Source organism: Paraburkholderia lebeckiae (assembly GCF_050436325.1).
Classification (GTDB): Bacteria; Pseudomonadota; Gammaproteobacteria; order Burkholderiales; family Burkholderiaceae; genus Paraburkholderia; species Paraburkholderia tuberum.
On the sequence record NZ_JBNDLZ010000002.1, the window covers coordinates 815,114 to 828,749 of the forward strand.

Genomic DNA, 13,636 nt, shown 5'->3' on the forward strand with positions numbered 1-13,636 from the left:
GCGCCTCGTGCGTTAAGGTGGACTCGTTGCGCCCGCCCGACCGCCGGCCTCGCTATCCGGCGCCGGCGGCGCGCCTTCCACCACCGCGCCGCGCCCGCCGCGACGCCGTTTGAGGGCCCATCATGGCAGAAGACACGCCGCAAACCCGCGCGGCCAACGCCGCTTCCACGCCTCCCGCCTCCTCCGCTCCTCCCGCTTTGCTGATCCCGCCGCAGCAGTTCTCTCTCGACGTGCTGCTCGAAAAGTATGCGAAAGGCGACGAGCAATCGGCCGCCGATGTATATCGCCGCGTCGCGCGCGGCGTCGCCGAGGCCGAGCCGCCCGAGTTGCGCGCGTCGGTCGAGGAACAGTTCGTCGACAACATGCGCCACGGCGCGCTCGGCGCGGGCCGCATCATGAGCGCGGCGGGCAGCGGCATCGCCGCGACGCTGATCAATTGCTTCGTGCAGCCGGTTGGCGATTCGATCCAGGGCGTCGATGAACAGGGCTTGCCCGGCATCTACGTGGCCCTGCTGCAGGCGGCCGAAACGATGCGGCGCGGCGGCGGCGTCGGCTACAACTTCTCCGCGATCAGGCCGAAGGGCGCGCGCGTTCACACCACGAGTTCGGCCGCCTCGGGTCCGTGCAGCTACATGGACGTGTTCGACGCGTCGTGCCGTACCGTCGAAAGCGCGGGCTCGCGGCGCGGCGCGCAGATGGCGGTGCTCGACTGCGACCACCCCGACCTGCTCGAATTCATCGAAGCCAAGCATTCGAAGGGACGCTGGAACAACTTCAACGTGTCGGTCGGCGTCACCGACGAGTTCATGCGCGCGGTCGAAAACGACGAGCCGTGGCAACTGGTCCATCGCGCCGAGCCGTCGCCGGCGCTGCGCGCGGCCGGCGACGTGCGGCAGCGCGAAGACGGCCGGTGGGTCTACAGCGAACACCCGGCGCGCGCGATCTGGGACCGCATCATGCGCTCGACGTACGACGTCGCCGAGCCCGGCATCGTGTTCATCTCGCGGATGAACGAGGACAACAATCTGCGCGCAGTCGAAACGATCCGCGCGACCAATCCGTGCGGCGAGCAGCCGCTGCCCGCGTACGGCTGCTGCAACCTGGGGCCGCTCAATCTGACGCGCTTTGTCGTCGATCCGTTCGCGCAGTTGCAGGGGCGCCAGCCGTCGTTCGACTGGGACGGCCTCGCGCGGCGCACCCGCACGCAGGTGCGTTTTCTCGACGACGTGCTCGACGTCACGCTGTGGCCGCTGCCGCAGCAATACGACGAGTCACGCGCGAAGCGGCGCATCGGCGTCGGCTTCACCGGCCTCGGCGATACGCTCGTAATGATGGGCCTGCGCTACAACTCGCAGGAGGGCCGCGATTTCGCGGTGCGCATCGCGCGGCTGATGCGTGACGAGGCGTATCGCGCGTCGGTCGAGCTCGCGAAGGAGCGCGGCGCGTTCGAGCTGTTCGACGCCGCGCGCTATCTGGAAGCCGGCACGTTCGCGTCGCGCCTGCCCGATGACATTCAGCAGGCGATCCGCCGCGACGGCATTCGCAACAGCCACCTGCTGTCGATCGCGCCGACCGGCACCGTGAGCCTCGCGTTCGCCGACAACGCGTCGAACGGCATCGAGCCGGCGTTCTCGTGGACTTATACGCGCATGAAAGTGATGGCCGACGGCGGCCGCGAATCGTTCGACGTCGAGGACTACGCGTACCGGCTCTATCGCGAGCTCGGCGGCGACGTGAGCCGGCTACCCGACTATTTCGTCAGCGCGCTGCAGATGTCGGCGCGCGATCATCTCGACATGATGGCGGCCGTCCAGCCGTACGTCGACACGTCGATCTCGAAGACCGTCAACGTGCCAGCCGACTATCCGTTCGACGCGTTCGAAAACCTCTACTTCGATGCATGGAAAAGCGGGCTGAAGGGCCTTGCCACCTATCGCCCGAACGACACGCTCGGCGCGGTGTTGAGCGTGACGCCCGCGCAGGCCGACGACACGCTCGCCGAGATGGACCAGGACCCGCTGCGTATCGCGATCGATCATCGGCCCAGAGGCGAGTTGCCGGCGATCATCGAGAAGGTCGAGTATCTGACCCAGGCGGGCAAGAAGTCGCTGTATGTCGCGGCGTCCTTCATCGAGGTGACGGGGCGGCTCGGCGGCGAGGACGTGACGATCGAGCGGCCGATCGAGTTCTTCATTCCGACCGGTCAGCGCGACGAGTCGCAGCAGTGGATCACCGCGACGATGCGTTCGCTGTCGCTGGCCGCGCGCGGCGGCTTCGTTGCGCGCAATCTGCAGGACATGCGCAAGGTGTCATGGGATCGCGGACAGGTGCGGCTTGGCGACGTGCAGCGTCTCGACGGTCATCGCGCGCCGCGCTGGCACGATTCCGAAGTGGCGGCGCTCGCGTTCGCGATCCAGCAAATCCTGTATCGACGCGGCTTTCTCGACGCCGAGGGCAATCAGGTCGCGTCGCGGATGCTCGCGCGTTTGCCGCGCGGGCACATGAAAACCGACATGGCGCTGTCCGCCGATTTCGGCATCCGTCCGAATCCAGCGGATAGCGCCGACACCTTGCTGCAGCCGAACGGCACGCAAGGTCTGCACACGATGCTCGGACGCAAATGCGGTTCGTGCGGCGCGAATGCGGTGATTCGCAAGGACGGCTGCGATTTTTGCACCGCGTGTGGGGAGGTGGGGGCGTGCGGGTAGTGTGAGGCGAAGAGCGCGCTGGCACCCGGGCCGAACGCGCTCATTGAAGGCGATGCCTCACCCCACCCTCGCGTAGTAAAGATTCTGCGGATGCTTCGCCTCCGCGAAGAAAAACCAGCGCTCCGCCACGAGCCCCGCATACTGCACGAGACAAGCCGCGGCCAGCAAGCCGAACGAGCCGCCAGGCGAACGCAGCCCCGCGCCCAGCACGATCAACACGACCGGCACGACGAACGCACCCGCGAGAAAGCCCCATTTGACGCCACGCAACGTCCGCGCCGATTTGCCGTGAAAGAACTCGCGCAAATTGAACGCACCGGCGGTGAAGCCTCGTGACACCTGCACGAGCTTCGGATTGCGAATGCCCGTCGCGCTCTGCACCGTCGATTTCGGCCGCAAGCGCGCATTGCGCATGAGCGACGCGTAGCGGCTCGCGCATCCGGCGAGCGTCAGCAGGCACGCGTAGATCGCCAGTCCCGCCGTCAGGGCGGGCGCGAACCATGCGCTCAGTGCGGTCGCGAGCGTCAAGCCCGATGCGCAGCCGAGCAGCACGAAGTTCACCAGCGTCAGCGGCGTCGCCCATTCCTGCAGAAAGCGCAGGCACGCATAGATCATCGCGGTGCAGACGAACAGCGCGGCGCTCGCGAGCACACCGAGCCAGCCGAGCGCGAGCGACCACGGCGAGCCGAGCCAGTGCGCGACGCCATACAGGCACGCGCACGCCAGAAACGCCGGCAGGCACAGACATTCGCGCGACAGCCACGAGGTGCGCCACATCGCGATCGCGCGCCACGCGCGTTCCGGATGGCCCAGATGGAAGAACGACGCGATCAGACCAAGACCGCCCAGCAGCACCGCCAGCGCCGCGCCGCTCACGTAGAACGCGATGGTGGCGGCGGGTTGCGCAACGAAGCCCAGGCACGCCGCACTCTCGACGCCGACGAGCGCGATCAACAGCCCCTGCGCCGCGCCGCTCAGCGTGGTCAGGAAGACTACGGAAAAAGCCGGATTCATCGTATGGCCTCGTTGTCGTTCAAATGCGCGTCGCGATCGACGCGAGATGCACTTCGCCATGCGCGAGCTGCCCCTCGAGCTGTGAGTCGGGCGAGCCCGACGTGTGCATGGCATCGCCGGTGGTCGTTCCTGACGATTTGCACGAGCACCCGTCGCCGCCGCAACTCGCGGACGCGATCGGCACGCGCGGCAAATAGTGATTCGCGGGGCGCGTGCCCCACTCCGGCATCAACTGATAGCCGCCGCGCTCGCGGATCGCTTGCGACACCTCCGACTCCGGATCGTGTATATCGCCGAACAGCCGCGCGGATGTCGGACATGCGAGCACGCAGGCCGGCTTGCGATCGCGCTCGGACAGATGCTCGTCATGAATGCGATCGACACACAGCGTGCACTTGGTCATCTCCTTGCGCGCTTCGTCGAGTTCGCGCGCACCGTACGGGCACGCCCACGCGCAATACTTGCAGCCGATGCAGCGATCGAAATCGACCAGCACGAGACCGTCTTCCTTGCGCTTGTAGCTCGCGCCCGTGGGACACACCGGCACGCACGGCGGGTCCTCGCAATGCAGGCACGACTTCGGGAAATGGATCATCTCCGTGTCGGGGAAGCTGCCCGCTTCGAAACTCTGCACACGGTTGAAGAACGTGCCGGACGGGTCCGCGTCGTACGGATTGAAATCGGCGAGGCTGCCCGATTCGCCTGACGTGTTCCACTCCTTGCAGCTCGTCACGCACGCCTGGCATCCCACGCATACGTTCAGATCGATTACCAGCGCCATCTGGGTCATTGCAAGCTCCTTGCCGTGGCTTCAACGATCGTCGCCCTTATGTTCGGCGCGGCGCAACGTCCCGCGCAGGCGAGCCGCGAATTCTCCGCGTCCCGCGAAATAGGTCTGGACGATCCGCGACACCACACTTTTCTGTGCAACCGCGCCGGGCAATTCGGGCATCGCCTCGAACTGCGGCAGCGTGTGCCGCGCGTCGGCTTCGGCCGGATAGATGCGCACGCGCACGTCGTACCAGGCGGCCTGGCCCGTCACCGGGTCGGAGTTCGACATACGCGCGGGTGCCTCGTCGCGGCCCGGCAGCTCGTCGGTGATCAGGTGATTGAGCAGGAAGCCGCGCTGCGACTCGTTCGCGTCGGGACCGAGATTCCATGCGCCCGCCGCTTTGCCGATCGCGTTCCACGTCCATACGGTGCCCGGTTCGACGGTCTCGCTGTAGCGCGCCATACAGCGCACCCGGCCCCATTGCGATTCGACGTAGATCCAGCTGCCGTCGGCGATGCCGTTCCCGCTCGCCGTTTCCGGATTCACATAAAGGTAGTTCTCCCCATGAATCTGCCGCAGCCACGCGTTTTGCGAATCCCACGAGTGATACATCGCCATCGGCCGCTGGGTGACCGCGGCGAGCGGGAATCGCGCGAGGTCCGTCGCCGCGCTTTCGAGCGGTGCGTACCAGAACGGCAGCGGATCGAAGTACCTGTCGACGCGCGCGCGCAGATGGTCGGGCGGCTGCCGGCCGCTCGTGCGTCCTTGCGCGGCGAGCCTGAACTTCTGCATCACGTCCGAGTAAAGCTGGATCAGAATCGGTTCGCTGAATTTTCGGAAACCGTTTTTGACCGCCCAGTCGAGATACGGTCCGTTGCAGTTGCGCATGTACTGCAAGGTCTCGGGCAAGCGGTAATGGAATACGCAGTTGTTCTTCGCGTACTGCTCCCATTGATTCGGATTCGGCTCGCCGACGAGCGCCTTGTCGCCATCCTTGCCGCGCCAGCCGATCAGAAAGCCGACGCCGGAACCGGGTGACGTCGTGTGATTGACGATGAAGTCCGGATAGTCGCGAAAGCGCCGGCTGCCATCCGCATTGGTGAACGCCGGAAACCTCAGGCGCGACGCCAGTTCGATCAGCACTTCCTGGAACGGCGTGCATTCGCCGGTCGGCGGCACGACCGGTACACGCACCGAATCGACGGGACCGTCGAACTCGGAGATCGGCCGGTCGAGCATCGACATCGCGTCGTAACGTTCGAGGTAAGTCGTGTCCGGCAGGATCAGATCGGCGAACGCGGTCATCTCGGACTGGAACGCGTCGCACACGACGAGAAACGGAATCTTGTAGTCGCCGTTCGCGTGTTTGTCGGCGAGCATCTCGCGCACCTTCATCGTGTTCATCGACGAATTCCACGCCATGTTGGCCATGAAAATCATCAGCGTGTCGATGGGATACGGATCGCCGCGCCACGCGTTGGTGATCACGCTGTGCATGACGCCGTGCACCGCGAGCGGATATTCCCACGAGAACGCCCGGTCGATGCGCACCGGACCGCCGTGTTCGTCGATGAACAGATCCTCGGGCGCGGCGGGCCAGCCTAGCGGGCCCGTCGCAAGCGGTGTATTGGGCTTCACCGCGGCGGGGCTGTTCGGTGGTTTCGCCGATGGCGGCACCGCGCGCGGAAACGGCGACTTGTGACGAAAGCCGCCGGGGCGGTCGATCGTGCCCAGCAGCGACATCAGCACGGCGAGCGCGCGGATCGACTGAAAGCCGTTCGAATGCGCGGCGAGCCCACGCATCGCGTGAAAAGCGACCGGGTTGCCCGTGACCGTCTCGTGTGTTTCGCCCCACGCGTCGGTCCAGCGGATCGGCAGCGTGATGCGGTGGCGGCGGCCCGTCTCGATCATCTCGCCGGCCAGCCGCCTGATCGTATCGGCGGAGATCCCAGTGATCTGCGCCGCCCATTCGGGCGTGCACTCGGCGACGCGCTCGCGCAGCAATGCGAACGATGGCGTGACCGGCTTGCCGTTGTCGAGCGTGTAACGACCGTCGAGCGCGGGCGTCACGCCGCTCGCATGATGCGGCACCGGGCGGTGCGTGACCGGGTCCCACCACAGATGATTCTGCGGAAACAGCGGATTGCCTTCCGGCCGCTCGAGATCGCGCACGAACAGGCCGAAGTTTTCGCTCGCTTCGTCGAGATCGATCAGCTCCGCCGCGTTCGTGTAGCGCTGCACGAACTCGTGATCCCACGCGTCGGCGGCGATCAGTTCGTGCAGGAACGCCATGAACAGCGCGCCGTCGGTGCCAGGCTTGATCGGCACCCATTCGTCCGCGATTGCTGCATAACCGGTGCGGATCGGATTGATCGCGATGAAGCGGCCGCCCGCGCGCTTGAACTTCGCAATCGCGATCTTCAGCGGATTCGAATGATGATCTTCCGCGGTGCCGATCATGAAGAACAGCTTCGCGCTGTCGAGATCCGGTCCGCCGAATTCCCAGAACGAACCGCCGATCGTATAGATCATGCCGGCCGCCATGTTCGACGAGCAAAAGCCGCCGTGCGCCGCATAGTTCGGCGTACCGAACTGTTTGGCGAACAGGCCGGTCAGTGCCTGCATCTGGTCGCGACCCGTGAACAGCGCGAACTTCTTCGGATCGGTCGAGCGAATCGCGGCGAGACGCTTTTCGAGCACGTCGAACGCGGTGTCCCACGAGACCGGCTCGAACTGCGCGCTGCCGCGCTGCGCGCCGGCCTTGCGCATCAAAGGCTGCGTAAGGCGCGCGGGCGAGTACTGCTTCATGATGCCGGAGGCACCCTTCGCGCAGATGACGCCCTGATTGAGCGGATGCTCCGGATTGCCGTCGATATAGCGCACCTCGCCGTCGCGCAGATGCACGCGGATGCCGCAGCGGCACGCGCACATGTAGCAGGTGGTGGTCTTGACATCGAGCCGTTCGTTCTGCGTGCGGGCGTGGTGCTCCATGGCCATCTCCGTCGTTGCTTCTGGTGGGCCGAAGCGCGCGTCATACGCGCTGCTCATACGATACCGGCCATCGTATTCGCACCTGCCTCACAAGGGAAATCGCGATTTGCGAGCAAAACTATCTGGCGCACCGATAGTTTCGGTTTCGCTTTCAGCTATGCGCTTTTTTCGACGGCGTGTCCAGTCGGGTGAGATCGGTTGGGTGCGCTGCGACGCTCGTTTAAGCGCGGCCCTCCAGTTGCGCGATCAGCGCATCCGGAATGTCGACGCCCTCCTCGTATGCCGCCTGCGCAAGCTGCTCCCGGCGATAACCGGGCAGGCGCACGTCGTCATCCATCAGCATCATCTCGATCAGCGCCTCGACTCGCGACAGATACGCGTCGTCGCCAGCCAGCGCGCCCGGGTCGATCGTCCAGAACAGGTGGCCGATGCGCGAGCGCTCGCCCTCCTCGGTCAGGAACGAGCCCGCTTCGTAGCCAAAGTTCGCGCCGCTCAGCGCGGCGGCCAGCAGTTCGACCACCAGCGCCAGCATCGCGCCTTTGGCGCCGCCGAACGGCAGCATCATGCCGTCGAGCGCGGCGCTGCTCTGCCTACCAGCGCTTCGTCTTGATGTTGTGCACGTGGGCATGCTCGCCGGCCTTGATCGGCGCGACCACCTTGCCGATGTCGACGCCGTACTTGAACACCGTGTCGCCAACGGCCATGTCCTTCAGCGCGACCTTGTGACCGATCGGAATGTCCTGCTTCGCCGGCACGGTGACGATTTCGTCGTCGTCCATGATCCATGCGTTGAGCAGCGTGCCCGCCTTGATGCCCTCGACCACCGCCACGCCGACCGTGTCTTTCGCCTCGTGCAGCACGATGTGGATCGTTCTGCGCGGCGCCGACGCGCCCGCTGCGGTGTCGTTGATGTCTGCCGTGGGATTGCTCATGAGCGTCTCCATTCGTAGTTTGAATGCGGTGAGGGTGCCGCCGGGCGGCGCAGCCAGGTGCGCCGCGGTGAATCGATATTAGGCGGCGACTTACCCAATGTCAATTAGGTCATATATATGTGTTAGACGACTGGGCGAGAACCGGGCCGTTGTCGCGATTCACCGACAACATACGATTCATCCAGATGTATTAGATGACCTGGTCGTTTAGAATCAGGGCAGGTTCAACCCCGGCGAGCGGCCCGACTCGCGTATCCCAGAGGTTTTCATGAGCACGCTCGCGATCAATGCGCCCGCAGTGGGAGGCACACGGTACAAGGAGGTCAAAAGCGCGATTCTCGCGGCGCTCGCGGCCGGCGAATGGAAGGGCGGCGAATGCATTCCTTCGGAAAAGCGCCTCGCAGAACGCTTCGGCGTGTCGATCGGCACGCTGCGCAAAGCCATCGACGAACTGTGCGCCGAGAACATTCTGATCCGTCATCAAGGGCTCGGCACGTTCGTGGCGATGCATCAGCGCGACCGGCACTTCTTCCGCTTCTTTCGCATCGTGCGGCGCGACGGCGACAAGGCCTACCCGGTCGTCACGCTGATCGGGTTCAGGAAGGCGCGTGCCTCGCGCGAGGCGGCCGCCGCGCTCGGCATCGACACCGGCGCGCGCGTTCTGCAGTTCGTCAACGGGCTCGCGCTGCACGGCAAGACCGTGCTGATCGAACATATCACCGTGCCCGAAGCGCTGTTTCCCGGCTTGACGGAAAGCAAGCTGCGCAACCGGCCGAACACGCTGTACAACTTCTATCAGGACGGTTTCGGCATCAACGTGGTCGAGACCGATGAGCATGTGAGCGTTGCGCTCGCCAATGAGCTCGAAAGCACACAACTAGGCGTCGAAGTCGGCGCGCCGCTGCTCGAGATCCGGCGCATCGCGTACTCGTATCACCGCAGGGCGGTCGAACTGCGCATTTCGCGGCTCAATACCGAGGAGTACGAGTACATCGGCACGCGCGCGGCGCGCGACGATCAGAAATAGCGGACCTCGGTCGCCGGCTGCGCTTCGTATCACATCTGCGCAAAAACGACAGGCCAATCGTCTTTCATTTTCGGCCGGCGCCAACCTGTCTAAAATAGCCGCACTTCCGCCCCCGAGAACCTCATGCTGGATACCCTCACGAGCGGCTCCGCGCCCATCAACGACGACTCCGGGATGTTCGACCTCGCGCCCGTGTCGCTGTGGCTCGAAGATTTCAGCGGCGTGCGCGCATTGTTCGACGCGTGGCGAGCCGCCGGCGTGACCGATCTGCGCGCCCATTTCGCCGAAGACCCGCGCCGCGTCACCGAATGCGCTCATCGCATCCGCGTAATCAAGGTCAATCGCCAGACGCTCACGCAATTCGAGGCCGCCGATTTCGACACGCTGACGAGCAATCTCGCCTCGGTGTTCCGCGACGACATGCTGAAAACGCACCTCGAAGAGCTGTGCCAGCTATGGGCCGGACAGTCGAACTTCACGAGCCACACGGTCAACTACACGCTTGGTGGACGGCGCCTCGACGTGCTGCTGAAAGGCGCGGTGCTGCCCGGTCACGAGGAACGCTGGGACCGCGTGCTGGTGTCGACCGAAGACATCACCGAGCTCGAAGGCGCGCGGCGCCGCGTCGCGCAAGCGGAAGAATACGCGCGCGGGCTCTTCGAGCATTCGCCGGTATCGCTGTGGGTCGAGGATTTCAGCGCCGTCAAACGCCTGCTCGATGGCGCGCGCGCGGCCGGCATCAACGATTTCCGCGTGTTTACCGACGTCCATCCCGAGTTCGTCGAACGCTGCATGGCTGAAATCCATGTGCTCGACGTCAACCATCACACGCTCGGGATGTTCGGCGCGAAGGACAAGAAAACGCTGCTCGCGCGCCTCGCCGACGTGTTCCGCGACGACATGCGTCCGCATTTCCGCGAGCAATTGATCGAACTGTGGGACAACAAGCTGTTCCAGCAGCGCGAGGTGCTCAACTATTCACTCGACGGCAACGAGGTGCACGTACACCTGCAATTCTCGGTGCTGCCAGGCCACGAACAGGACTGGGACCTCGTACTCGTCGCGCTGACCGACATCACCGCGCGCAAGAAGGCCGAGGCCTACCTCGAATTCCTCGGCAAGCACGACGTCTTGACCAAGCTGCGCAACCGCTCGTTCTACGTCGACGAGCTGAACCGGCTCGAACGCAAGGGACCGTGGCCCGTGACGATCATCATGGCCGACCTGAACGGCCTGAAGCGCGTGAACGATCAGCTCGGTCACGCGGCCGGCGACGCGCTGCTGCGGCGTGCCGGCGAAGTGCTCGCGAAGGCGATGGAATCGCCGTTCCACGCGGCGCGCATCGGCGGCGATGAGTTCGCGATCCTGATGCCCGATACCGACGAGCGCGGCGGCGCGGCGATGATCGACGCGATCCGCCAGCTCGTCGAGATGAACAACCAGTTCTATCCGGGCTCGCCGCTGAGCTTCTCGATGGGCGCGGCAACCTGCCAGCGCGACGATCGGCTGGAAGCGGGCGTGCAGCGCGCCGACCTGCTGATGTACGAGGAAAAGCGCGCGCACTACGGGGCGCAGCCTGGGGCGGACGCGGCGGCGAAGTAACGCTCGCCGGCGTCAGGCGTTCACCACGCCAACGCAACGCTCAACCTCAGCCCGGCAGCCTGGCCGCCAGCACATCTACCTTGACGATGCTCGGTGGCGACGCGAACAGCTCGCCCGCCTTCTCCATCAACGCGGCCGCGACCTTGCCGGTCAGATGCGCGTCGCGGCCGGCTTCGTCGTCGAACGCGTCGAAAATGGCGTATGTCGACGGACCGAGCTTCAGACCGAACCACGCGGCGGTGGCCGGCTCCTGCTCGACGAGCGGCAGGGCGCCGAGCAGAAACGCCTCGACTTCCTTTTCCTTACCGGGCTTGGCTTCCAGACGGACATACAAAGCGAGCTTGACCATGATGCGACTCCTGGTGAGTTCGGCAGCGAACGGTCCTTTCAAAGCGCTTTGAAAAGTATAGGCGGCGTCGGCTGAGGCGGCGCCGGACCTACCCGGCTAGCAAGTCACGCACCCGGAAAGCGCAGCTCGAAGCGCACGACGCCTGGCAGCGGACACACCACACGCGCACTGCCGCCATGCAGGTGCATGATCGCCTTCACGATCGCGAGCCCGAGTCCGTTCGATTCGGTGAACGCGCTGCGCGCCGCGTCGCCGCGATAGAAGCGGTCGAACAGCCGGTCGAGTTGCACGGCGGGAATCGGCTCGCCCTCGTTTTCGACCGTCACCAGCGCGCCTGCTTCGTCCTGCGCGCCGCGCAGGCGCACGATCGTGTCGCCCGCGCCGTAACGCACCGCGTTGACGACCAGATTGTTGATGGCGCGGCGGCACAGCATCGGATTGGCCGATGCGACGCCCGCCGCGTCGACTTCGAAACGCATCCCGCGTTCGTCGGCCAGGCCTTCGAAATAGTCGGCGATCCTGATGAGCTCGCCATGCAGATCGACCGGCTGCCGCTCGATCGACAACGCCGCATGATCCGCATGCGCGAGAAACAGGATGTTCTCCGCGATATGGCTCAGGCGATTCAACTCCTCGAGATTCGATTCGAGCAGTTGCTGATATTCGTCGGCTTCGCGCGGCTGGGCGAGCGCCACCTGGGTTTGACCGACCAGCGCGCCGACCGGCGTGCGAATCTCGTGCGCGAGATCGGCGGAAAACTGCTGCAGGCGTTGATAGCCGTCGGCGAGACGATCGAGCATCGCGTTGAACGCGTGTGTGAGTTGACGCAGTTCCACCGGCGCCGCTTCGTCGTCGAGCCGCACCGCCAGGTTCGTCGGACTGATTTGCGCGGCCCGCGTGGCGATCTCGCGAACCGGTCGCAGCGCGCGGCGCAGCACGCAGTAAGCGAGCAGCGTCGCGGCCAGCATGCCGGTCAGCGTCGCCAGCACGATGCGGTTGCGGTATTCGGCCAGCATGCGCATTTCGTGCGTCATCGGATGGCCTGCGATCACCTCGACTTCGGCGCCATCCTCGCGTGCTGTCGCGGTCGCAATCGCCCAATGCACCGGCACGCCGTCGGGCAGGCGCGTCTGACGCACGTCGGCGGCACGCGGGGGATTGCCCGCCGGGCCGGCCGGTAGCTCAGGCACCGCGAGCCTGCCCGGATTCACGTCGACGAACGGTGCTTCTCCCGGCCGCCGGAAGATCAATACGTCCTCTTCCGCGCCGAGCATCGTCTCGAACAGCAGCGGGCGCTTTTTTAATTCGCTTACCGAATAAAGGTCGTGCACGATGCGGCTGAAATGCTCGACACGGCCGCTCAGCACGACGTCGGCGCGGCGTTGCAGCGAGACTTCGGCGGAATGATAGAAATACGCGCCGAGCGAGCCGATCACCGCGCAGGCGATCAGCGCGAACAGCAACGTGGTGCGCGCGATCAGCGAGCGTTCGCTCCAGAGTTTCATGCGCCGTCGCCGAACGTGTAGCCGATGCTGCGCACTGTGTGAATCAGCTTCTTCCCGAACGGGTGATCGACCTTTGCACGCAAGCGCTTGATCGCCACGTCGACCACGTTGGTGTCGCTATCGAAGTTCATGTCCCACACCTCCGATGCGATCTGCGAGCGTGACAGCGCTTCGCCCTCGCGGCGCACCAGCAGATGCAGCAGCATGAACTCCTTGTTGGTCAGCGCAATGTCGACGCCCTCGCGCGTGACCCGGCGGCGCAACACATCGAGCTTGAGGTCGGCGACTTCGAACACGTCGCTCTCGCGGATTACGCCACGGCGCAACAGCGTGCGAACGCGCAGCACCAGTTCGGTAAACGAAAACGGTTTGACCAGATAGTCGTCGGCGCCGAGTTCGAGACCGCGAATGCGGTCGCTGACCTGATCGCGCGCGGTCAGGAAAATCACCCGCAGATCGCGCCGCGCACGCAACGCCCGCATGATTTCCCAACCGTCGATGCCGGGCAGCATCACGTCGAGAACGATCAGTTCGTATTCATGCTCGAGCGCCAGATGCAGGCCGTCCGTGCCGGTGCGCGCGAGGTCGACCGCGTAGCCATTCTCGCGCAGGCCCTTCTTCAGATAGTCGCCGGTTTTCGGATCGTCTTCGATGACCAGAATGCTCATGATGCTCGCTGCTCCTCTCGCGCGATGCGACCGTAAAAGCCGCGCTCGCACGCGCAAAAAAGCCTGAT

The 13,636-nt window shown here is 65.0% G+C and carries 10 protein-coding genes and 1 pseudogene; 3 read left to right on the forward strand and 8 right to left on the reverse strand.

Translation table 11 applies throughout. The features are described 5' to 3' along the window. The first annotated feature begins 122 nt into the window (after positions 1–122). Positions 123–2,708, forward strand: a complete 2,586-nt coding sequence (locus tag OKW44_RS06795; RefSeq protein ID WP_026225873.1) for an adenosylcobalamin-dependent ribonucleoside-diphosphate reductase — start codon at positions 123–125, stop codon at positions 2,706–2,708. A gap of 57 nt (positions 2,709–2,765) precedes the next feature. Here OKW44_RS06795 and OKW44_RS06800 read toward each other — a convergent pair whose 3' ends face one another. From OKW44_RS06800 to OKW44_RS06820, 5 genes and pseudogenes are all read right to left on the reverse strand, one after another. Continuing rightward, positions 2,766–3,722 (reverse strand): dimethyl sulfoxide reductase anchor subunit family protein, encoded by a 957-nt coding sequence (locus OKW44_RS06800; protein WP_018420869.1) that lies wholly within the window; start codon positions 3,720–3,722, stop codon positions 2,766–2,768. A 19-nt stretch (positions 3,723–3,741) separates the two neighbouring features. Further along, the gene (locus OKW44_RS06805) at positions 3,742–4,512 is read right to left on the reverse strand and encodes a 4Fe-4S dicluster domain-containing protein (RefSeq protein WP_018420868.1); all 771 of its coding nucleotides are present in this window, start codon (positions 4,510–4,512) and stop codon (positions 3,742–3,744) included. Positions 4,513–4,533: 21 nt separating this feature from the next. Beyond that, positions 4,534–7,485: a molybdopterin-dependent oxidoreductase gene (locus tag OKW44_RS06810; protein WP_018420867.1), complete on the reverse strand. Its 2,952-nt coding sequence runs from the start codon at positions 7,483–7,485 to the stop codon at positions 4,534–4,536. Between the two features lie 220 nt (positions 7,486–7,705). Further along, positions 7,706–8,065: pseudogene (locus OKW44_RS06815) on the reverse strand (Ldh family oxidoreductase); the annotation flags it as partial. A gap of 10 nt (positions 8,066–8,075) precedes the next feature. Beyond that, entirely contained in the window at positions 8,076–8,417 is a 342-nt protein-coding gene (locus OKW44_RS06820) for a UxaA family hydrolase (protein WP_018420865.1), read from the reverse strand. 268 nt (positions 8,418–8,685) lie between these two features. Between OKW44_RS06820 and OKW44_RS06825 the strand changes: the two genes are divergently transcribed. Then, positions 8,686–9,444: a GntR family transcriptional regulator gene (locus OKW44_RS06825; protein WP_018420864.1), complete on the forward strand. Its 759-nt coding sequence runs from the start codon at positions 8,686–8,688 to the stop codon at positions 9,442–9,444. Positions 9,445–9,567: 123 nt separating this feature from the next. Beyond that, positions 9,568–11,046, forward strand: a complete 1,479-nt coding sequence (locus OKW44_RS06830) for a sensor domain-containing diguanylate cyclase (protein WP_018420863.1) — start codon at positions 9,568–9,570, stop codon at positions 11,044–11,046. Between the two features lie 46 nt (positions 11,047–11,092). Here OKW44_RS06830 and OKW44_RS06835 read toward each other — a convergent pair whose 3' ends face one another. The 3 genes from OKW44_RS06835 to OKW44_RS06845 all read right to left on the reverse strand — a co-directional run bounded on the left by OKW44_RS06835 (position 11,093) and on the right by OKW44_RS06845 (position 13,568). Continuing rightward, positions 11,093–11,395 (reverse strand): putative quinol monooxygenase, encoded by a 303-nt coding sequence (locus OKW44_RS06835; RefSeq protein WP_018420862.1) that lies wholly within the window; start codon positions 11,393–11,395, stop codon positions 11,093–11,095. 104 nt (positions 11,396–11,499) lie between these two features. Further along, entirely contained in the window at positions 11,500–12,900 is a 1,401-nt protein-coding gene (locus OKW44_RS06840) for a heavy metal sensor histidine kinase (RefSeq protein WP_018420861.1), read from the reverse strand. Next, the gene (locus OKW44_RS06845; RefSeq protein WP_018420860.1) at positions 12,897–13,568 is read right to left on the reverse strand and encodes a heavy metal response regulator transcription factor; all 672 of its coding nucleotides are present in this window, start codon (positions 13,566–13,568) and stop codon (positions 12,897–12,899) included. The genes OKW44_RS06840 and OKW44_RS06845 overlap by 4 nt, the downstream gene beginning before the upstream one ends. Positions 13,569–13,636: the final 68 nt, after the last annotated feature.

Bases quoted from the DNA above. Each gene is read 5' to 3' on its own strand.
- OKW44_RS06830 (WP_018420863.1), top strand. From the start codon at position 9,568: ATGCTGGATACCCTCACGAGCGGCTCCGCGCCCATCAACGACGACTCC.
- OKW44_RS06845 (WP_018420860.1), bottom strand. From the start codon at position 13,568: ATGAGCATTCTGGTCATCGAAGACGATCCGAAAACCGGCGACTATCTG.
- OKW44_RS06795 (WP_026225873.1), top strand. From the start codon at position 123: ATGGCAGAAGACACGCCGCAAACCCGCGCGGCCAACGCCGCTTCCACG.
- OKW44_RS06820 (WP_018420865.1), bottom strand. From the start codon at position 8,417: ATGAGCAATCCCACGGCAGACATCAACGACACCGCAGCGGGCGCGTCG.
- OKW44_RS06810 (WP_018420867.1), bottom strand. From the start codon at position 7,485: ATGGAGCACCACGCCCGCACGCAGAACGAACGGCTCGATGTCAAGACC.
- OKW44_RS06800 (WP_018420869.1), bottom strand. From the start codon at position 3,722: ATGAATCCGGCTTTTTCCGTAGTCTTCCTGACCACGCTGAGCGGCGCG.
- OKW44_RS06805 (WP_018420868.1), bottom strand. From the start codon at position 4,512: ATGACCCAGATGGCGCTGGTAATCGATCTGAACGTATGCGTGGGATGC.
- OKW44_RS06835 (WP_018420862.1), bottom strand. From the start codon at position 11,395: ATGGTCAAGCTCGCTTTGTATGTCCGTCTGGAAGCCAAGCCCGGTAAG.
- OKW44_RS06825 (WP_018420864.1), top strand. From the start codon at position 8,686: ATGAGCACGCTCGCGATCAATGCGCCCGCAGTGGGAGGCACACGGTAC.
- OKW44_RS06840 (WP_018420861.1), bottom strand. From the start codon at position 12,900: ATGAAACTCTGGAGCGAACGCTCGCTGATCGCGCGCACCACGTTGCTG.